General features: G+C 58.0%; 16 protein-coding genes and 1 tRNA gene. 10 read left to right on the forward strand and 7 right to left on the reverse strand.

The features are described from left to right. The first annotated feature begins 57 nt into the window (after positions 1–57). Positions 58–131, forward strand: a tRNA-Pro gene (locus B0E55_RS28500). Between the two features lie 62 nt (positions 132–193). On the opposite strand, the gene B0E55_RS28505 is transcribed toward B0E55_RS28500, so the two are convergent. Then, entirely contained in the window at positions 194–469 is a 276-nt protein-coding gene (locus tag B0E55_RS28505) for a hypothetical protein (protein WP_198538467.1), read from the reverse strand. An 827-nt stretch (positions 470–1,296) separates the two neighbouring features. On the opposite strand from B0E55_RS28505, the gene B0E55_RS28510 reads away from it, so the two are divergent. Continuing rightward, positions 1,297–2,055, forward strand: a complete 759-nt coding sequence (locus tag B0E55_RS28510) for a ParA family protein (protein WP_241896158.1) — start codon at positions 1,297–1,299, stop codon at positions 2,053–2,055. A 228-nt stretch (positions 2,056–2,283) separates the two neighbouring features. On the opposite strand, the gene B0E55_RS28515 is transcribed toward B0E55_RS28510, so the two are convergent. Further along, positions 2,284–5,397, reverse strand: coding sequence for an HD domain-containing protein (locus B0E55_RS28515; protein ID WP_080910936.1), 3,114 nt, complete (start codon positions 5,395–5,397; stop codon positions 2,284–2,286). Between the two features lie 899 nt (positions 5,398–6,296). On the opposite strand from B0E55_RS28515, the gene B0E55_RS31565 reads away from it, so the two are divergent. Next, positions 6,297–6,494: a hypothetical protein gene (locus B0E55_RS31565; protein WP_133053453.1), complete on the forward strand. Its 198-nt coding sequence runs from the start codon at positions 6,297–6,299 to the stop codon at positions 6,492–6,494. A 326-nt stretch (positions 6,495–6,820) separates the two neighbouring features. Here the strand turns inward: B0E55_RS31565 and B0E55_RS28525 are convergent, their stop codons facing one another. The 3 genes from B0E55_RS28525 to B0E55_RS28535 all read right to left on the reverse strand — a co-directional run bounded on the left by B0E55_RS28525 (position 6,821) and on the right by B0E55_RS28535 (position 9,025). Continuing rightward, positions 6,821–7,156 (reverse strand): hypothetical protein, encoded by a 336-nt coding sequence (locus B0E55_RS28525; RefSeq protein WP_080910938.1) that lies wholly within the window; start codon positions 7,154–7,156, stop codon positions 6,821–6,823. A gap of 809 nt (positions 7,157–7,965) precedes the next feature. Further along, positions 7,966–8,205: a hypothetical protein gene (locus B0E55_RS28530; protein WP_198538463.1), complete on the reverse strand. Its 240-nt coding sequence runs from the start codon at positions 8,203–8,205 to the stop codon at positions 7,966–7,968. Between the two features lie 571 nt (positions 8,206–8,776). Next, complete coding sequence (locus B0E55_RS28535) at positions 8,777–9,025, reverse strand: hypothetical protein (protein ID WP_080910940.1); 249 nt, start codon at positions 9,023–9,025, stop codon at positions 8,777–8,779. An 885-nt stretch (positions 9,026–9,910) separates the two neighbouring features. On the opposite strand from B0E55_RS28535, the gene B0E55_RS28545 reads away from it, so the two are divergent. The 3 genes from B0E55_RS28545 to B0E55_RS28555 all read left to right on the forward strand — a co-directional run bounded on the left by B0E55_RS28545 (position 9,911) and on the right by B0E55_RS28555 (position 12,929). Beyond that, positions 9,911–11,509, forward strand: a complete 1,599-nt coding sequence (locus B0E55_RS28545) for an AlbA family DNA-binding domain-containing protein (RefSeq protein WP_080910942.1) — start codon at positions 9,911–9,913, stop codon at positions 11,507–11,509. 181 nt (positions 11,510–11,690) lie between these two features. Beyond that, positions 11,691–12,314 carry a hypothetical protein gene (locus B0E55_RS28550; RefSeq protein WP_241896159.1) on the forward strand — a complete coding sequence of 208 codons (624 nt, stop codon included), beginning with the start codon at positions 11,691–11,693 and terminating at the stop codon, positions 12,312–12,314. Positions 12,315–12,635: 321 nt separating this feature from the next. After that, the gene (locus B0E55_RS28555) at positions 12,636–12,929 is read left to right on the forward strand and encodes a QsdR family transcriptional regulator (protein WP_241896161.1); all 294 of its coding nucleotides are present in this window, start codon (positions 12,636–12,638) and stop codon (positions 12,927–12,929) included. Positions 12,930–13,014: 85 nt separating this feature from the next. Here B0E55_RS28555 and B0E55_RS28560 read toward each other — a convergent pair whose 3' ends face one another. Then, positions 13,015–13,836: a class II glutamine amidotransferase gene (locus tag B0E55_RS28560; protein WP_080910944.1), complete on the reverse strand. Its 822-nt coding sequence runs from the start codon at positions 13,834–13,836 to the stop codon at positions 13,015–13,017. A 21-nt stretch (positions 13,837–13,857) separates the two neighbouring features. After that, on the reverse strand, positions 13,858–14,301 hold the full coding sequence (locus B0E55_RS28565; RefSeq protein WP_080910945.1) for a DUF7144 family membrane protein: 444 nt from the start codon (positions 14,299–14,301) through the stop codon (positions 13,858–13,860). 337 nt (positions 14,302–14,638) lie between these two features. Here B0E55_RS28565 and B0E55_RS28570 point away from each other — a divergent pair, with 337 nt between their 5' ends. The 4 genes from B0E55_RS28570 (at position 14,639) to pepN (ending at position 19,407) form a co-directional block, all read left to right on the forward strand. Then, positions 14,639–15,370, forward strand: a complete 732-nt coding sequence (locus B0E55_RS28570; RefSeq protein ID WP_080910946.1) for a hypothetical protein — start codon at positions 14,639–14,641, stop codon at positions 15,368–15,370. Then, complete coding sequence (locus tag B0E55_RS28575; RefSeq protein WP_241896160.1) at positions 15,367–15,981, forward strand: class F sortase; 615 nt, start codon at positions 15,367–15,369, stop codon at positions 15,979–15,981. Before B0E55_RS28570 ends, B0E55_RS28575 begins: the two co-directional genes overlap by 4 nt. 93 nt (positions 15,982–16,074) lie before the next feature. Continuing rightward, on the forward strand, positions 16,075–16,875 hold the full coding sequence (gene thiD / locus B0E55_RS28580) for a bifunctional hydroxymethylpyrimidine kinase/phosphomethylpyrimidine kinase (protein ID WP_080910948.1): 801 nt from the start codon (positions 16,075–16,077) through the stop codon (positions 16,873–16,875). A gap of 48 nt (positions 16,876–16,923) precedes the next feature. Next, positions 16,924–19,407 (forward strand): aminopeptidase N, encoded by a 2,484-nt coding sequence (pepN, locus tag B0E55_RS28585; protein ID WP_080910949.1) that lies wholly within the window; start codon positions 16,924–16,926, stop codon positions 19,405–19,407. Positions 19,408–19,416 lie beyond the last annotated feature (9 nt).

Raw genomic sequence — 19,416 nt, forward strand, 5'->3', positions numbered from 1 at the left:
GTACTTCGGCCCGTCCCTGATGTAATCTTTCCAAGCGCCCGAAACAAGGGCGTGGGACGGGCTGTGGCGCAGCTTGGTAGCGCACTTGACTGGGGGTCAAGTGGTCGCAGGTTCAAATCCTGTCAGCCCGACCGAAGTTAGATCAAAAAGGCAGTTTCTCAGAAATGAGAAACTGCCTTTTTTGTTTGTGCATTCAGAGGTTCGGCAACGGATCTCGTGGAAAGTCCTGCGGTGACGTGATCTCCGCGTCGGCAGCGTTCACGACTGCAACATATTCTTCGTCGATCTCGTACGTTATGCCCGCCGCAGTGAAGTGCGGCGTGGACGCAGTATCGACCGGGCCGAGAACGGTCATTCTCGGGAACTGGGTGAGGATCGACCTCGGCACTTTTCTGGACCGAAAGCTCGTCGAGAATACGGTGATCGCCTTTCGGCTCACCACGACAATCACACTCGGTTTCGCGCTCATCAGAACGTCCGCTGGAAATACGTACCGGATCTCGTCATCTGGATCCAAATGAGACCGAAGGCGCTCGCGAACATCCGCAGAAACCGGCATGGGCGGAAGGTTAGCAGCACGAGCACAAGAGCTTGCAAAGTTCGTGGTGTCGACCGGCCGATAAACCGAGTATTTCTACGGCGCTTATTCACCGTTCGACGATTTTGCTCCGATTTCCTGGCAATGGAGCGGACGTTGGACCTCACCAATGTCAAGGCGACATTGATCTTGCTGTCCGGTCATCAGACGCTGGAGGCGATACGGCAGTGGTCGAGTCAATGGCCGGCTTGAGTCCGGTGCTCGGAGTGGAAGTCCTCGCTGTCATTAGTGGTGATCTCACTGCGTTCGGAACCCCAGATCGGTTGTCGCGCATCGCGGGTCCGGACCGGAACCATCTGAGTCGGGTCGGGTGAGCGGAAACCTGTGGCGGCAGAGGCGATACGACCGCCTGTTGTGGGCGCTCTACCTCGCCGCCCAGTTGAGCCTCCCAAGTTGTCTGCGTATCGCAGACCTCCTAAGCCTGGAAACGATTCGAATAGAAACGTCACACCCAACCCGTCCCTTGCTCTAGCGCGGCGGCGGTTGAATGTGTTGTCGGCGATGGTCGTGACAACGCGGCGGTCTAACTGCCAGGACCAACTGCCGCATTGGCGGTAGACAACTTCTGACTAGATCATTTACAGACTCGACTTAACACCGTCCTCAACCTCCGAATTGCTCCGAAACCCGAGTCCGCCGAAATGCGCCACTGCGCCGGCATCGCGTCCATCACCGGCCCACTCCCGGGGTTCTCGATCGTGACCATCGCCAACCCGAAAGGAGGCGTCGGCAAAACTCCACTCGCGGTAGGGCTGAATGCGATCATTGCCGAACACCGCGGCGCCGCAACCACGGTCTGCGTCGACGTCGCCGACGTCGGCGGCAGCCTCGCCGACCGCGTCAGCATCCCACCCCGCGACGGACACGACGTTCTGTCACTGATCGCCGCTGAGACAGCCGAGCCCGGCAGCATCCGGCCCTCGGCGCTCTCGCAGTACCTCACCCGCCAACCAGGCGGGGACGACATCGTCGCCGGCAACAACGGCGCTCACGGATCCAGTCTCGGCTACGACGACGCCCACGCGGCGGCGCAGATCTTGTCCCAGCACCGCGAGATCCTCATCGCCGACACCGGCAACAACCGCCTCGCTGCCAGCTGGCACTGGGCAACCACCCACGCGGACGTCCTCCTCGTACCGGTACCGCTCCGCCGCGACGCCGCCGGGGCCGCGCACCGCATGCTCCTCGACCTCGCCGCCGCTGCAGGCCCGGCGATGATGGCTCGCACCATTGTCGTCATCACCGACGGACCGGGAGATGCACCGATGGTCGAAATCGACGCTGTCGACGCCTTTCTCGACGCCGGCGTCCATTCGGTCTGGCGGATGACGTTGGAACCACTCTTCGTCTCCGGAGAGCGCATCGCGCCCTCGAAGCTCCGGCGCAGAACTACCGAAAGCAGTTCGAGACTCTGTCCGGTCGGCTGGTTGTCTCGCGCGGACGGGCCGTCAATTTAACGGCCCGTCCGTGGCTGGGAAGGGAGGTTGCTGCGCGGACAGTCACCCTGAGCAGTGTACAAGCTTGCCTGCAAGTAACGGTGTGAATCGAGTTGGCGCAGGCTCGATTCAGCCACGGGCATGATTAACTGCTGCCGAACTAAGGGCGGTTTATAACTAGATCGGGAATCAACGCACAGATTATGGTCTGGAAATCGTGCACTGACCTCCCCGAGGATAAGGTGGCTGCTAATTTCGTTCACTGTCGCCTCGTCTCCGCCACGCCGAGGCCGCAGACCACGAAATGAGGTCGGAGACGCCTTCAGCTGCGATTCTGAGCTCACTGTTCTCCGGCCAATCCTTGTTTTCCTGGAGATCCAGCCACCCTCTCAAGGTTTCTAGATTTCGAGCATGTGCTTCTTCTTGGAATCCCCACGGTCTAACCCAGGTTGTGATATATAGAAGTGTTGCGTGTTCACCCGCTGCATATTCGTCGCCTGCAAGATATCGCTTGCTTATTCTAGTATAAAGTTGAGCGAACCGTGTATGATTCAGAAATAGTCTATAATGTCCGATGAATACAACATCCAACTTGCTGTCCTCATCAAGTTCTATAACATCGGATGTGCAGTATAGGCTGGTGTGTGACTGGAAGTATCGACCCTCCCGTGGTTTATCAAAGAAATCAGTAACCTGTCGGAAGCTTGCAAGGATTCTAGGTCCTAATGGAAATTCTCTCGACCAACTGTTTTTAGATTTTTCAAATCTGATGAAAAGGCTTTTTCCGCCCTCTAATGTTTGGATGGATGCGGGCTCGAATTTTTTCCATAAATGTTCGTCATATGAAAAAAGCGCGCTTTGGTTGCCGAGTAGCGGGAGCCGTGTGCCTTGTATATCTTTGAGCAGACCTCCATCTTTGAGTACTGTAAGAAGGCCTTTTGGTTCGGGTAACCAATCGAGGAACCTTGCGGCGTCATCGGCCGCAGGGCCGATCAACACCGTGAATCCGCTACGCTCAAGATTTTCGCTGGATTTTGATTGGAAGACACCATCAATTTCGGCAGGGTGTAATGGAGCATGCTTAAGTACATCTGACATTATCTTTGGCTTGGTGTACATGGATCTCCCCTCTTGGGAGAGTATTTCAGAATATAGATGTCCAGCTTCTTTTAGAGCCAGTCGCTTTGAAACATTTTGCGAGATTTCGGGTATTTGCTCTTCTATGGTTTGCATTAGGTAAAAATAGATCTTCTTTATAAGATGGTCAAGGCTCGGCCCTGCTTCGAGGTCGGTCCGTGCAACATTTGTTCGGGGCGAGTTTTGTCCCGTGACATTTACCAGGACGATCGGTCCGCCTTCGCGAAGGCCCGGAACATTCTCGGTTACTCGTATCCCTTGCACGCTAACCCCAGATATCGCGAACCTTAGGTCATTCTCAAACGGGCTGAGCGGTTGTTGGTCGAAGTCTGGGATTGATGAACCGCTGCTTATAACTTCCCATTCCTTGTACGTTTTGTTCCAGGACTGGGCTATTGCTATAGATATTCCTTCTTCCTTCTGTGTGAATACTCGTGTTTTATGTGACGGGAAGTTTATCTTTGACATCAAGGAAGTCAAGGCTTCTTCTACATCTTGGGTGCCTACTGGCTCGGGGGGGTGGCCAGTTTCGATATACTCTATAGTGCATTCGGGTATTAGTATCCACTTTTGGAGAAGTGACTTCATATCTTTGTTGACCTCGGAACTAGCGCGAAGTTTCATGCTAATTTCTGTCCCGTGCTTTCCAATTCGAGAGAAAATTTCCGAACCTGGATCGAAATTCTTAATCAGGTATCGGCCGTGAACCGATTTTAGGACCAGTTGTCTTCCGATAGTGTCGTTCGTGCTGATGCTCGCCACGTGTACTTCGTCGGCGATCATGAACGCTGACAATACCCCGATTCCAAATCTGGATATGGATGTAAAGGATGGATTGCTCTCCCGGAATTCTTTGGTTTGGTAACTTGATGAACCCACTTTGAGAAAATGTCGTTCGATGACCTCTTGCGACATACCGACACCTCGATCAAGAATGCGGAGAAATCGTGAGTCGGGGTCAAAATTGATTGTGATATCAGGCCCTGATGTGTTTTCGTGTTCGCCGGATTCCGAATGGATATGATTTCTCAGACGGACCGAGTCGATTGAATTCTGAACGATCTCGCGCACGGCAACACCGGTGTCATTGTACAAGGTGTGCCCGGTCAATAGGTCGAGTACTTTTTGCTGATCGAATGTGAAGGTGAACTGGCGTCGCTCAAATCCTTGAGCCTCGACTTGTTCGCGATCGATTTCGTTCCAGGGAAATACATAATGAGATAGGTGAGGATGCCTGGTATTGGTTTCTGTAGCCCAAGATTGACTGGCCTTTATTTGTCCTTCGCAATAGTCGAGATATTCCATGAGGGCAAAATATCCCTCGGCGTTACTGAATGTTGCATGTATTTCAATGGACTCCGATTGTGAATCGGACTTGATTGTCGGTCGAACCGCACGCACTGCCTGCTGCTTTCTCCACTCGCGTTGCCCCATTGGATCTGACGGACTTGCCAGCCTGAATTGCACAACAGGGGTGCGGTCGCGAGTCATATGCAACAAGTCCACAGTGCGCAGTACTATTGCTGCGTACTGCAGATTTGCGGTGTCATTTTTGTCGCCACCATAGGCGCGATTTATGTTGTATTTTTTGGTGTCATGGATGTCGTCAAGGTGATGGCTGCGCGCAATCAAAGCGATATCTGTTCTGATTACTGGGTCAAGGGATTGGAATACAGAATCTATTAGATCAGCCGCTTCATCGGATTTGCCATACTGGGTATGACTGACTTTGGATACCCATGATTGCACTCTTTGTGAATGGTACTTGCGAACAAATTCCTCGTATAAAAAGTGCTCGTGATCATCGGGTTCGAGTGCGTTTAGTCGATCTTTAAAGTCTATTCCGTGATCACTTTCGTCATTCAACATTTCAGATTTGAATGTCGGAAAATCTGACTCGTGACGGCTAGCGTATTCATTTTTTGTGACCAGCATGCCAATATCGTGTACATAAATTGAGAGTGTGATGATGAGCGCATCGGCGATAGTAAGTTTCTTGAATGTTTCCTCAGGGATGATCCAGTCTGCTGCCATCAGCAAGGCATCAATGTGACTTAAATCATGTCGAGTGTAGGTGGCGAACTCGGGAGTTCTGCCGATGGAATTCAAGAGTTCGCCAAGAGTCTTGCGTGCAGCAACTAAGTTGTAATTACCTAGCGAAGAGCGGTTTAGGGATTCGCTAGCGAGTTTTTCAATTCTGCTATCTCCGAGCTCGTCAATTGACATTTCTGTATTTCCTCTATTTTCTCTGAGTGAATCTAGCTTGAAAACTGAAGAATATTACTTGGCCCAGTACCTGGTGGATGGTGCTGTTCGAAAGAATTCTTTAAAGGGCATATATTGTGTCGTCGATCATCGAAGTCTCTATGTGACTGTGGATCTGCGCTTTTTCTACGCGCGTCATGCCCTCTGCAAATTGTTCGGCAAACTGTCATTGTTTGGCCGGATTGCCGGTGTTCAGTCAACACCTCGGGTGCCGATGCTGTTACTACCAATGTAGTCAAGGCGGATGAAGGCCGATGGGCCGCTGTGGCATCTGAAGTGTGACTCTCGACCCCGGCTGTGATGCGGTATCAGTCGTTGGCTGCTTCGACATTGGGTGCGGTGACGGTGGTCTTGGTTAAATGTTGCAGCGAGTTTGGTGGCCTGATCTAGGCACGCTGCTGCTTCTTCGATGATGGCCAGGGATTCGGTAGTGGGGCAGAATCCGTCGATGGGCAGTACGACAGGGGGGGCCGTCGCGACGGCAAATGTCTGTTTCATGTCGTAATTACTATCAGGTTGCTCAAGATTGGCATACCGTTTGGTCCGAAGGTTCCGGCTGGAGACGCTACCGCGACTAGATGCGGGGTCGCTTCAAGTCTTTTCGCGAGCACGTGGGGGTGGGTGGCCGGCGTCGAGCCGGTGAATCGGCGGCCCTCAAGACCGGCGCCTATCTTCCGAGATCCTTTCCGCTCTATATGCGGCCATCGATGACTTCTGGCCCACGACCCTTGTGGAGGGTTGGGTGACGCCCGTGTCGGTGTTGGCGATCACTGGAGACTGTGTCGGTGGTAACTCCGGTCTCTCGCTGGGGAAGGAGAAAGAGGCACGCGCCCGTGATTCTTTGCCGGGTGTAGGGGAAGTTGAACGCGGGCGGTGGCGGCACCAACCGCGTCGACCTGACAGGGTGGATGTATGGCAGCGACATCGTGACGATGCATAACGCCCAATCCTCGGGCTATCTGTCGACGCCGATCGCCGCGAAACCGGCGAATCTCGCGAACCCCTTCACCTCGACATCGTCGAACGAGACAGGCGAAACGTCGCCGACGGGCAGCTGAGAGAATAGCCAGTCGCCGGCATCTCGATAGAGGAGAATCCCGTGCAACAGAGCGACCGATTGTGAATCCGGACCGAAGGCGTCTCGGTATTCAGGATCGTTAGCGTCGACGGGGACGCTCAATCCACAATCATCGAATCCACCGCGGACGCACCCGGCAAGTACCCGTTCCCAGCGAAGCTGGCCTCGCTCGTGTCGGCAACCTGACGACACCACTAGTCCAAGCAAAACGAACGATGTCTCCGGTGGCATAGAAATGCAAGGCGGGACGGGTCGTCTTGCCAGTTCAAGGTTCATTCCGGGGTTTCTGGTTTAGCCATTGGTCGATTACTTCTTGGAGCACAGCGGTGCGCTTTTTTTGACCGGTTCGTTGGCTTCGATGTGCGTTTTGACTGTCTCGATCCAATCGTTCGGGAATTGGTACGGCAGAGGGCTGTTGGTGTGCGTGACTCTGGTGGGAGTCCGATGTAGTTCATCGTGGGGGAACTGGTCGAGCAGCCCGATCATCTGTCGTGGTGTGGGAGCGATCGGGTTTCCGGCTTCGAGCCAGTCGATGATCGTGTTGCCGGCGCTTTCTACGCACATGCCGCGCTTGTGGGAGATGTCGTGCCGGATCTGGCGGGCTCGTTGAAGAATTCGGATCGGATGTCGTTCTTCGCCCACGATGTTCCGGCGTCGTCGGTGCCGTGTGAGGCGGCGAGACGGGGACGGTATGTGTCTTCCCCATGCAGCGTGGATGTTGGTGAACCACTGTGTGTATGCCATCCGGTAGAGCGGGGCGAAAGTCTCCGGACATCAGGTTTTGCATGGAGGCCCCGAAATTTTGGGCGGACGAGTGGTTCGGCGATGCTCGCGGCCGTGACAGCGGACATCGGGATGGTGCGATCGTTGGCTTCCGGGACGAACGTCATCGAATTCGGGTCCAGATGATCGCCTGTGGTTCGGCCGGCTGACTTCGATTCCTGCCACTGACTCACATTCTGCGAGAGGCCTTAGTTGGCGGTGAGTGCGAGAATCAGCGAAATCCGGTACTCCTGAGCGAAGTCGGTGATGACTTCGTCGACCGTTTGGACTGCGAGCTGTCGTCGGAGGTGAGGGCGAGGTGAGTGGTTCGGGCTGCGTCTTGGACGGCGCTTGAGAGGTCCCGTAGACCGGATACGTCTGTCGGAGCCTTTGCGATGGAGGTGAATTCGCGAAAAGCTGTCACCAGTGGGGTTGTCGCTGCTGTGAGCGGACTGCCCTCGGGTGGGGTATCAGCGTTGCCGGTGTGTAGATACTCGCCGGGCACGGCTTGTCGCCCGCCAAGGGTTGAGGATAGAAGTCGGCCGTGCTCTGGCATCGAGCTCAACAATGGTTCGACAGTGTCACGACCGTAGCTTGCACATTAAATCCACCGACCGTGTTGATCATCGAGAGGCATTCGGCAAGGGGACGGCGAGCAACGGCACCCGAGCCTGACAGCCGTGGTGTTCTCAGGTGGCCAGAGTGTCGAAGGCTCTATCGAGAGCAGAGCTGAACTCTCGACCGCGTATCGGATAGATCAGTCGGTAGGGCACACGTTCGTTGAAGTCGACCTTCTCAGGGTCGGCGGGCTTTGCCGGGTCGACGATGCCACTCCCGTCGATAGGAAACCCCAAGAGCTTGATCTGACTTCGGCGGTTCGGCATCGGGTCCTTCCAGGTGATCAGGCCGAGGCGGTTGAGCATGTGCACGGTGTCGTACGCCTTGCCGCTGAGTCCGTAGGTTCCGCATCGAACCGTTCATTCAGATCAACGCCTTCATCTCGGACAGTTCCGGAACGAGCGGAGCGTCGTAGTGCACCGGTGCGGTCGATGATGGCCAGGAGTGTGACCAGTTCGTGGTCGGTGAGGACCGGGTGCCAGCCCTCGCGGAAGAAGTTGCTGGAGAGGAAAATGGCCTCTATTGGGCAGGTTGTCCCCAGGGACGGTGTACGGCGTGTTGGTCCCGTCCTCAGTCTGCAAACCAAAATCCCGGTAGCGGCGCGAGAATCCGGGCGTTCCCATGGAGCGCGACCAGATCGTGGGCGACAAGCGCATCGACGGCAGTGTTGAACGAGCGCCGTAGGTTCCTGCGCTGCGTCGGCGGGACGAACTCGTTGAGGCCCGCCAGGGTCAACCACGACGCTTTGGTTCCTTTTCGGGTTGATGTTGGGGTGATCGTTGACGAACTACTGTCCAGGGCTCGCTTCCATACGGGCGACGTAGAACATCGTCATCAGCAGTTGTAGAGAATGGCGTCTGCGTTCGACAAGTTTTGTTTTTGTCATCGGTGGTCGGGATTCGATTTCGGCAGCGAACGAGTAGTCTTTCCTGCCGGCCGCGCGGCGGTGCGTCGAGGATCGGTGGTCTGAATGACGCCTGTCCGGATACGGACCTCGAGAACGTCGCGATCGTCGATCCTTTGGTACGCCTTCAACGCCCGCTCGATAGCAGGCCGACGACGTTCGAGAACCGCCCTCCGCTTTCGTTCGCGCTCACGCTGCCGCTCGGCGGCGACCTCTTGTTCTTTCATTCTTTCGCCAGCTTTCGCGGTCTTCGAAGGTGTTGGCCCACTGATACCAAAGGATTGCTCGTGCATGACACTCCTCGGAAAAGGGACATACAGCCAGGGGTGGAAAGGGCTAGGGACCGAACACCGAAGAGTTAGGCAGCTATATACCGCTTCCGGTAGCCCTGTACACCGTTCCCAATGGCCCTTTTGTCTCGTGATACGGCGGACAAAATTCGCAAGTATCTACGTCATGAAGCGACGACGAGCGAAACCTCGCGGTGAGGCCCCGCTTCTTGAAGTCCTGGAACGCGCTGCTCGCTGCGGATGGCTCCAGACGCTCCGTATGTCGATGCTCGTGCTTGTGTACCGGTGTCCCGGACGGTTCCTTGGGGCGTTGGGAGCGTTGGCTACCACCGTGTTGGGATCTCAATGGCGGTGCGTCGTCCTTGAGATCTAAGACTGTCAGCTCACCAGTTGCATCTCGACCTCTGTGGATCCACCGAACCCGCGGCGTGGGTACTCCCGGTTGCGCTGTTGATTGCGGTTACGGGTCTCGCAGCATGCACCGAAGCCCCCACGCCATCGCAGGCCGAACTCGATCAGGCACAACTTGACCGCGAGCAATTGGCGAAAGAGCACTACGACCGAAACCTCTTTGGGCGCAACATCGAGCCGAGACTAGTCACCATCGACGTCGACAAGGTCACCAAACTCAGTAACGGCGGAGTCAGTGTTGAAGGAACGACCGTGGGATCTTCGGATTATGAAAGATCGTTCTACTGCTCCGCGCGCAGTCGACGGGGTCCTTCAACCGGCAGAGTTGAAGTAGAAGCAGCACCCTTTCTTTGACGAAGAACGCGCGACGCTAGGGCTACAGTAGGCGGACGCGAAGGCTAGGAGACTTAGGTGGACAGTGTCGTCAGCATTGACGGAAACATTAATCGCGAGAAGCTGACTGAACTGTTGAACAGTGGCGCAGAGATAGACGCTCTCGATTTCAAAGCAACATGCGATTTGACCAAGGGAAAAGCTAAGGTCGATTTAGTGAAGGACTGCGCTGCTTTGGCAAATCTTCCCAGGGGCGGGTACATCGTCATCGGCGCCCACGAGGACGGACGCCCAGCGGTCGATAAAGATCCGATCAACGGGAATTTCGACTCGGCAGCCTTGCAGCAGATGTTCGACGGTTATGTGTCCGGGAATGCGCAAATCAGAAGCGCTTCTCACGCAATCGAAGGTCGTGCGCTGAGGCTAATTTACGTGCAGCCTTCGACCGACCACCTTCCTGTTGTGATGAAGAAGAACGGGATGTACACAGAGGAGTCCGGTTCAAAGTCGACGGTGTTCTACGAGGGGCAAATTCTGACTCGATTCTCGTCGAACAACTCCAAACTCGAACACAAGCATTGGAAGCTGGTCCTAAGCAACTACGAAGCGGACCTGCGGAAACGAGTCGAGAAAGATAGCCAGGCACTGCTCAAAGTTGTCCTGGACGAGATTCGGCAGTTGGCCGACGCAGGAACCGGGGCTTCCACACCTGCGCCACTGAGCACTCACCTGGACGAAGACTCGTTCTATCTCGCAGCCCTGAGCCTCGCGGTCTCCGGTGTGGCAGGGGTGGAGAGGATCCGCACCGCCATGGGCACTCTCGTCGAGACAGGTAGTCGCGGCCGTGTGGTGGACAACGATCCGTCAGAAGAGATCGACGGCTTTGCCCACGCATTGGACCAGCTCAGCCTCGTGGCGATGGTCGCGGTCGACTGTGGAAACCCAGACCTGTTCGATCTTGTCGTCGACGCATACTTAGAGATTTATCGTGCCCATCTCCCGCTGCATGAGGGCAAAATTGTCGACGATGCCAAGGGCGAAGCCGCCCTGGCCATTGTCGACATCCTGGTGCAGATGTTCCTACTCGGCAGCTACATCACCCGCCGGCAGAAATGGCATCTTCTTCCTCGGATGGCCGGCCGCGAAATCCGCTTGTTCGGCGGCTACAGGTACTCCAGCTGGATTCGCCACGCATTGGTGCAAGTTTCCCGCGCCGAGGTCCTGCGAGCTGACAATGACGGCAAAGGAAAAGGCGGCAACATTCTCGCGGTCGCACGCGCATACGGTCGTGAGAGGCCGCCGTTGCGGCGGGACATCCTCGCCACGGTGGAAGTCGAGACAACGAGCGAAGATCGGCTGCTGAATTCGTTGTGCCAGTTCGACTTGTGGTGGTGTGTAATCGCCGATCTCAACTCCGAAGGCGAGAAGTCAGGGTTTGAGTTCTACCCCAACTTCGCGGTGTTCCACGGGTACCGGACTGAGCCTGCCGTCGACATCATCGCAACCGACAGTGAGGCGCGTTCGGCAGTCTTCCCTGGTTCGTCGGAGAAGGCCGTTGCATCTGCATTGTCGAGGGTCTTGGAGGTTGCTGGTCGCGAGTCTCGGAATCAGGGGTTTCATACCGAGGTCCGGCTTTCGGTCGACGCTCAAGATTTCATCGACCGTGCGCAAACGTAATTCGTGACGATCCTGAAGTATGGGGTTCTTTCTCGTACAGGTAATCAGAGTTGGGTTTCCCGCCGGGCGCTCGACGTCGTGCATCTGTTTTGCGTGGGACGTGTCTTCTGCGCAGTTCGAAGGGTGGAATGATGAGATCTCTTGGGTAGGTGTGTCTGCCTGGTCGGTTACCGTACGCCGCATGCACAGCGACGAAGGCATTGCGCGGCTGGTGGCCGCTGTTCGTGAGCTGGACCCCAAGCCCAGGGAACGCAGGTGGGTGAGCGTCAGCTTCTGTGTGCTCGATGCGGTCTACAGCATTGGTGCGCACTACGACAATCATGTTGTGCCCGTGGTCCGTCGGGTTGCGGCGGACTTCGATATGGAATCGCCGTCCATGGAGATGTCGGTGCCGGAGGCGGCAGATCCGGTCCCGCTCGATGCGGTTCTCGATCGCTACACCTCGGTGGAAGCGCTGGTGGAGACGACGAAGAACCGGCAGAACACCTCGACATGTGGCGGCATACGTAAGGCTGACGCGGTTCGTCGGTACGCGGAGGTGTTGCGTGAACACGGCGTGCTCACCCTCGACGATGCCCGCCGGCTACTGACCGACACAGTCCGGCTCGACGCGGCCGAATCCGCGTTGCGGAAAGTTCCCGGTGAAGGCGGTGCGGGTGTGCGCCGCGGCTATCTGTGGATGCTGATCGGGCACCAGGACACGGTCAAACCCAATCGGATGGGTTGCGATGGCTCGCTCGCCACGGAGCGGAAACAACACCGGATTCCGCTCGCCTGTTCCTCCGTGACATCGCTCAGGTGCTGAGCGAGGAGACAGGGCGGGTAATTACTGCGTGGGAGGTCGACCACGCCATCTGGCAGGCCGCCCGTACCTCGTCTACGCCGACGGAACTGTCGAGTCGGGAACCGGAGTCAGGTAGAACATGAGCAACCAGGAGACGCCTGGCCGCCGGAGATTCCGCGTGTGGTGGGGCGTCGTCCTGGGATTAGCGTTGGGGCTCTTTCTATTTCCAGTGCTGACGCTTCGCACTTCGCGGGCGTTGGACATTGCTGATCCAATGGCGACTCCGGGTCCGACGCCGACGTCGTACTGGGTCTTTGGATCGGTGCAGCGTTGGCAGCGTTCGTGTCGGCTGCGGTTTTGGGGTGTTTCCGTCAGTTGACTCGCGAACCGCAAAAGGCGTTGTGCATACTTACAACTGGACTGGGGCCGATTCAGGGCACGATGGTCGAATCCGTGCGAAGGCTGATCGAAGCTGAAATACCAGAGCAGATTCGGCCAGACCTGCCCGTCGAGGACATGGCATATCTGCTGGTTCGCGTGGGTGAGTCGTTCATCTACAACGATTTGCTCACTGGTGGCACTCCGGATACGGAGAAGGCTCGCTTGGCGTTCCGGCTCATCCTCTCGCGTGACTAGTGTGCCGAGTTTTCGTTTTCTCAGTTTTCGTGAAAGCGCTTCGAATGCAAGCTATTTCACAGCTATGCCTGGTTGTGTGACAAACTCAGGCGGGTGGGATCGGCGCGAAGTTCCGCATCTCGTCCCGTCCGGGCCGGATGACGCCTGCGGCGGACTCGGGAACCTCGTTCCATGCTCCAGGAAGGTCGCGCAGAGGCTCGGATACGACGATTCGGGTCTCCTCACTCAGATGGTGCAGGGCATCCACCTCAGGATGGAGCTTGCGCAACGTGGAGATCTCGGTGGAGAAGAACAGTGACCTCGATCGGTTCTCGCTCGAATAGCGAAAGATCCAGGTGGAGATGCCATCCGACGTGGCAACGGTCATCTGCACCGGTTTGTCGATTCCCTGCGAGCGAGCCGTGTGCTCGACGAATCCGACGGCCCTCGCGACACCTTCGAACGGATCGTCGGTCAGGCCGAACGTCAGCGCGAGGAAGAACAAGGTTTCCGAGTCCGTCGATCCTTCGAGATCCGGAAAGAGCGACGGATCAATGGCAGTCACCAATTCCCTTTTCATGTCGTGGAATCCGCGTAGTGAACCGTTGTGCATCCACAACCAATTGCCGTGCCTAAATGGGTGGCAGTTGCTGCGCTGCACCGCAGTTCCCGTCGAAGCGCGCACGTGGGCGAACATGAGAGGGGGGCGCAGTTGAGAGGTGACCTCGCGCAGGTTCGAGTCGTTCCACGCGGGTTCGATGCTCTTGAACACTGCTGGTTGGGGCCCCTCCCCGTACCAACCGATTCCGAAGCCGTCGCCATTTGTCGTCGTTGCCCCGAGTTGAGAATGCAGGCTCTGGTCGATCAGCGAGTGCTGTGGTCGGAACAACAAGTCATGGGCGAGTATCGGTTCTCCCGAATACGCCATCCACCTACACATGCTTTCAACTCAAACAGATTGAGTCGGCGTTGTCGGTGCATGCGCAGCGGCGTGCGTCGTCTGGGCGGGCTTCCATGTCGACACAGCCCAGATCACGACGATGTTCAGGGCGATGATGAGAGTCGACCACCAGGGGTAATACGGCAGCCACAAGAAGTTCGCGATGATCGAGATCGCACAGATCACGACTGCCGATACCCGTGCCCACGCCGTTCCGGTGAACAGTGCGAGACCGACGAGAGCGACGAGCGCGCCCAGCACGAGATGGATCCAACCCCACGTCGTCAGGTCGAATTGATAGACGTAGTCGATCCCGACTACGAACACTTCGTTCTCGGCGACGGCAGCGAGTCCTTGAAAGAACTGCACGATACCGACCGTCACCAGGATGACTGCTGCCCCGATTGATGTTCCTACCGCGAAACCCTGCTTGACTGACGTTGTATCCGACATGGCGGTTTCCCTTGATTCGGTGGGGTGACCGGACACGTGCCCGGCACGTTGTACCGATCGTTGTTCCACCTGCTGACTGCCGTGAAACGGAAATGCCGGTCCGGTTCGGTGAGAAATCAGTGCGTTCTGCTCCGATGTGCGGACGAAATGTAACTTCTGGCCCCTGTTGATGCGATGTACCCGTTGCCGGAACGCGTGTGCGGAGGAATTGCTCGTAACCGAAGTTCACAGAAAACAAGAAGAATTCGGCACGGAATTCGACCTATTTGTCCAGCTGTACTGGTATTTTGACTGAATTGACCGGAAGCTACAGTCCGCGGAAAAGAGTAGCGAGAGAATGACGATCTTCGGCAGGCGTTCCGCGGGCATCTCCGCGACGGCCTTCGTCTTGGCAGCTGTTGTATCGACGGCACTTCCCGCGGTGGGGTCGGCAGCACCGGTCGCACTCACTCACGCGTGCACTCCCGAGATCAACGACAATTCGATGTCACTCGATCCGGCAGTGATAGACGGTTGGTACGACATCTCGACTGGTTCACCGGGAACGAAGATCAACTCGATCGAGGCTTGGCGGACAGTGCCGGGAGACATCCTCGAGTTTCGCGCATCGGTGACGATCAGAGCCCACGGAAGTCCCGTCCGAGGGACCCTTCGGATCGACGGCGCCGGCTTGACCGGAGATCAGGATTTGATCTCCAGAATGACGTTTACCCAAGACCTCGGTCGCTCAGGATCGACGGTCACCGATGCCGACGACGGCTCGGTCATTCCGGTTCGTGCCAAGCTCGCATTCGACGTCACAACTCCTGGACAAGTGGCACAGAACCAGACAGTCAACCTCTCGGCAGTCAAGATTGTCTTGGCAGGCGACACCACCGATCCGGGAGGTGAATGCCCCGGCCCCGGCCCGGGCTCCGGCGGCGGCGGGAATGGAAGCGGTGGCGGGAACGTCGGTGGTGACGGTTCCGGTGGGAACGGTGGGGATTCCGGTGACGCACTTCCCGGTCGTGACGTCGGAAACCGCGTACCAATTTCCCAGATTCCGTCCGGCCCGACTTCTCACCCGTGACAGCGGCACCTGGATCCACGGTCCGTCGAACATGGGCCGCTGCAGTAGTGGCGACAATGCTCTTGATCGGCGGATGTTCCGACGACGGTGACTCGCCGACCCGCGTCCTCGCGACCGGCCAACAAGATTTGCCGCCAGAGATTCGCGCTGTGGTCGACGGTCCGGATGTCCCGACCACGCTTCGCATAGTCGACAGCACCGCTGAAGTTCTGTCGATCAAGACGACGACAGACGGCTCGCTCATTCCGCCCGATGATGTCAGTGAGATCGGATGGTGGGCAGATTCGGCATTCCCGGGCTCGGGCGCGGGCACCGTGGTGATCACCGGACACATCAACGACATCTATCAAGGTGACGGATTCGGAAAGAAGTTCTCGACACTGGAAATCGGCTCGATCGTGACCGTGGCGGGCGCCGGGGGACAGACCTGGAACTACCGTATCGATGCGGTCGATCACTACGGCAAGGACGGCGAGCTGCCGGTCGAGAGATTGAACAGCCTCGACGGACCGGAAACCCTCGCGCTGATCACCTGCGGCGGCGAATTCGTCGGTCCACCCTTCGGCTACGAGGACAACGACGTCGCGTGGGGAAGTCCGGTGCCCGCATAGCCGAAAACCAGACGTCGGAACGGTTGATAAACTGAGCCCCGCGTTCGTGGCCATCCACGCACGTTTCGAAAGTCCGAAGAAGGAGATTGTGCTGTGGTTGACCTCGCCTATGTCATCGCTGGGTCCGAAGCGACTGGCGGTGCCGGCCTGCAGGTCGACCTGAAGACGTTCCAGGCATTGGACGTCTACGGCGTAGCGACCACCACATGCATCGTCTCGTTCGATCCCAAGAACAACTGGGGTCATCGCTTCGTTCCGATCGCTCCTGACGTGATCGCTGATCAGATCGAGGCTGCCACTGCGGCTCACGATCTGGACGTCGTCAAGATCGGCATGTTGGGCACTCCCGCCACGATCGAGGTTGTGGCAGAGGGTCTGCGTCGGCAGTCCTGGCGCCACGTCGTCCTCGACCCGGTCCTGATCTGCAAGGGCCAGGAGCCCGGCGCGGCTCTCGATACCGATACAGCACTTCGTGATTCGATCCTCCCGCTCGCCACCGTCATCACACCCAACCTGTTCGAGGCACGCACCCTCGCCGGAATGGGCAGCATCGAAAGCGTGGACGACCTCATCGAGGCCGCACGTCGTATCCACGACCTCGGACCCAAGTACGTGCTCGCAAAGGGTGGTGTCGAACTCGCCGGTGGCGACGCCGTCGACGTGTTGTTCGACGGGACCGACGTGACGGTTCTCTCCGCCCCCAAGGTCGGCGAAGAGCGCGTCTCGGGTGCCGGTTGCACGCTGGCCGCCGCAGTGACCGCCGAGCTGGCAAAGGGCGCCGACGTGGGAGAAGCCGTCGCTCTGGCCAAGAAGTTCGTCACGGCGGGCATCGAAGGCCGCGTCTCGGCGCACACGCCGTTCGACACCGTCTGGCAGGGCGCTTTCAAGGGATAGGCACACTGCGGCTCACATCGCCGCGTGCGGCCTGGCAGGATCGAGTGCGTGAGTACTGCGAACCTGAATCGAAGCGAAGTCGCCGAACGATCTCGAACCATCGACGTCACCGGGTACCGGGTGGAGTTGGATCTGCGATCGGCGGCGGACTCTGCCTCGAAGACCTTTTCGACCGTCACGACAATTGATCTGACGTCGTCGGCGGAGTCCACGTGGCTCGATTTCATCGGTGCTGCAGTCGATTCCGTAGAGGTCGACGGTGCGTCGATTCCGGTGGAGTACGACGGGTCCCGGATTGTGCTGCGCGGACTCGGCGGATCGAACGTCGTTCGGGTGGCAGCTCACGGCAACTACAGCCGTTCCGGTGAAGGGCTGCACCGATTTGTCGACGACGCTGACGATCAGACGTATCTGTACACGCAATACGAGCCCGCCGATGCCAGGCGTGTTTTCGCCTGCTTCGAGCAACCGGACCTCAAGGCGCCCTTCACATTCGAGGTGACAGCACCTGACGGCTGGGAAGTCCTGTCGAATCAGCCCGCGACACAGACGCTCTCCGTCGACGGTGCGCAACGCGTCACTTTCGCACCGACGCTGCCGATCTCGACTTACATCACCGCGATCGCGGCCGGGCCGTATCACCGCGTGGCCTCGTCGTGGAGTCGCGGCGAACTCACTGTCGAGTTGGGCGCTTTGTGCCGGGCGTCGTTGGCTCCACACCTCGATGCAGACAACGTTTTCGACATCACCCGTCAGGGGTTGGACTTCTACGCCGAGCACTTCGACTATCCGTATCCGTTCGGCAAGTACGACCAGATCTTCGTCCCCGAGTACAACCTCGGCGCCATGGAGAACCCGGGACTGGTGACCTTCACCGAGGCGTATGTGTTCCGCGGCACCGCAACCGACGAGCAGCATCAGCGTCGCGCCAACACGATCCTGCACGAAATGGCGCACATGTGGTTCGGCGATCTCGTGACCATGGTCTGGTGGGATGACTTGTGGCTCAAGGAATCCTTCGCCGACTTCATGGGATCGCTGGTCAGCGCCGAAGCCACTCGCTTCACCGATGCCTGGGTAGCATTTGCCATCAAGCGGAAGGCGTGGGCGTACCTCCAAGATCAGCTGCCGACCACGCATCCCATCGTCGCCGACATCGTCGATCTCGAAGCTGCGAAGCTGAACTTCGACGGAATCACCTACGCCAAGGGTGCCAGTGTCCTCAAGCAACTCGTGGCGTTCGTCGGCCGTGACGCGTTCTTCGAAGCGGCACGACGGTACTTCAAGGCCCACGCCTTCGGGAACACCACGCTTGTTGATCTGCTCGACGTGCTCGCGGAGACTTCCGGACGTGATGTGCGCGAATGGGCCCGAATCTGGTTGCAGACCACCGGAGTGTCCACGCTGTCGCTCGACGGAACAGACCTGGTTCAGACGGACCCGAGGCCGCATCGGCTCGCAGTCGGAATCTACGACTACAACGAGTCCGGAGATCTTGTTCGCACCGAACGCGTCGAACTCGACATCACCGAATCCCGCACGCCGGTCGACCTTCCGCCCGGAGCGCTCACACTGCTCAACGACGAAGACCTCACCTACGCGAAGGTGCGACTGGACGCGGAATCTCTGTCCACGGTCGAGGCATCCCTGGACCGCGTGAGCGATCCGCTTGCGCGCGGTGTGATCTGGTCGTCGCTGTGGAACTCGGTGCGCGATGCGCAGCTCTCGGTGTTCCGATACCTCGACATGGTGGAACGATTCGCTCCCGCAGAGACAGATCTTGCGATTCTCAGCGCGATCCTGACCGATGCCCAATACGCGGTTCTTCACTACGTTCCGAAAAGCTTGCGGCCCAATGTAAGTGCAGGCTGGTTGGAAACGACCTGGAAGGCGGTGTTCGAAGCCGAACCGGAGTCCGGAAGACAGCTGGCATGGGCACGGGCTCTGTCGGCCGCCGCAGCGGTCAACGATGCTCGCGCCGGCGAGCTGCGGTCGATACTCGACGGCACGTGCCCGGGACCGGTCGGACTGGCTCTCGATCCTGATCTGCGGTGGGCATTGTGGATCGCCCTGTCCGCGACCGGGCATGCGAGTGTAAGCGACTTCGACGGTGAGCTGAGCAAGGACAGCACGTCAGCGGGTCGAACGGCGTACGTCCGCGCCGCGGCGTCGATTCCCGATGGCGAGACCAAGGCGGCTGCCTGGGCGTCGGCGACCACCGATGCCTCACTCTCGAACGACCGCCTGGATGCGACGATCGCCGGATTCCGTTCGGGCACGGACCCGTCGTTGATCGAGGGATATGCGGTCGAGTACTTCTCGTCCCTGGGGAAGTGGTGGTCCGAACGCAGCATCGAGATCGCGCGACGGTTGGTGAACGGGCTCTTCCCGGCAGCTGAAGACACCTCTGCTGTCGATTCCTGGATCCAGGCCAATGCGGAGGCGCCCGCGTCGCTGCGGAGGCTTGTTCTCGAGCGTCGGGATCACCTGGCCCGAGACCTACGTGCCCAGGCGTCGAACGCAGTGATCTGACGCCATCAG

Source organism: Rhodococcus sp. 66b, assembly GCF_002076325.1.
Taxonomy (GTDB): domain Bacteria; phylum Actinomycetota; class Actinomycetes; order Mycobacteriales; family Mycobacteriaceae; genus Rhodococcus_F; species Rhodococcus_F erythropolis.

What these genes read in the sequence shown, in the direction of transcription:
- B0E55_RS28505 (WP_198538467.1), bottom strand. Translation starts at nt 469, where the DNA reads ATGAGCGCGAAACCGAGTGTGATTGTCGTGGTGAGCCGAAAGGCGATC.
- B0E55_RS28515 (WP_080910936.1), bottom strand. Translation starts at nt 5,397, where the DNA reads ATGTCAATTGACGAGCTCGGAGATAGCAGAATTGAAAAACTCGCTAGC.
- B0E55_RS28535 (WP_080910940.1), bottom strand. Translation starts at nt 9,025, where the DNA reads ATGAAAGAACAAGAGGTCGCCGCCGAGCGGCAGCGTGAGCGCGAACGA.
- B0E55_RS28550 (WP_241896159.1), top strand. Translation starts at nt 11,691, where the DNA reads ATGCACAGCGACGAAGGCATTGCGCGGCTGGTGGCCGCTGTTCGTGAG.
- B0E55_RS28560 (WP_080910944.1), bottom strand. Translation starts at nt 13,836, where the DNA reads ATGGCGTATTCGGGAGAACCGATACTCGCCCATGACTTGTTGTTCCGA.
- B0E55_RS28565 (WP_080910945.1), bottom strand. Translation starts at nt 14,301, where the DNA reads ATGTCGGATACAACGTCAGTCAAGCAGGGTTTCGCGGTAGGAACATCA.
- B0E55_RS28570 (WP_080910946.1), top strand. Translation starts at nt 14,639, where the DNA reads ATGACGATCTTCGGCAGGCGTTCCGCGGGCATCTCCGCGACGGCCTTC.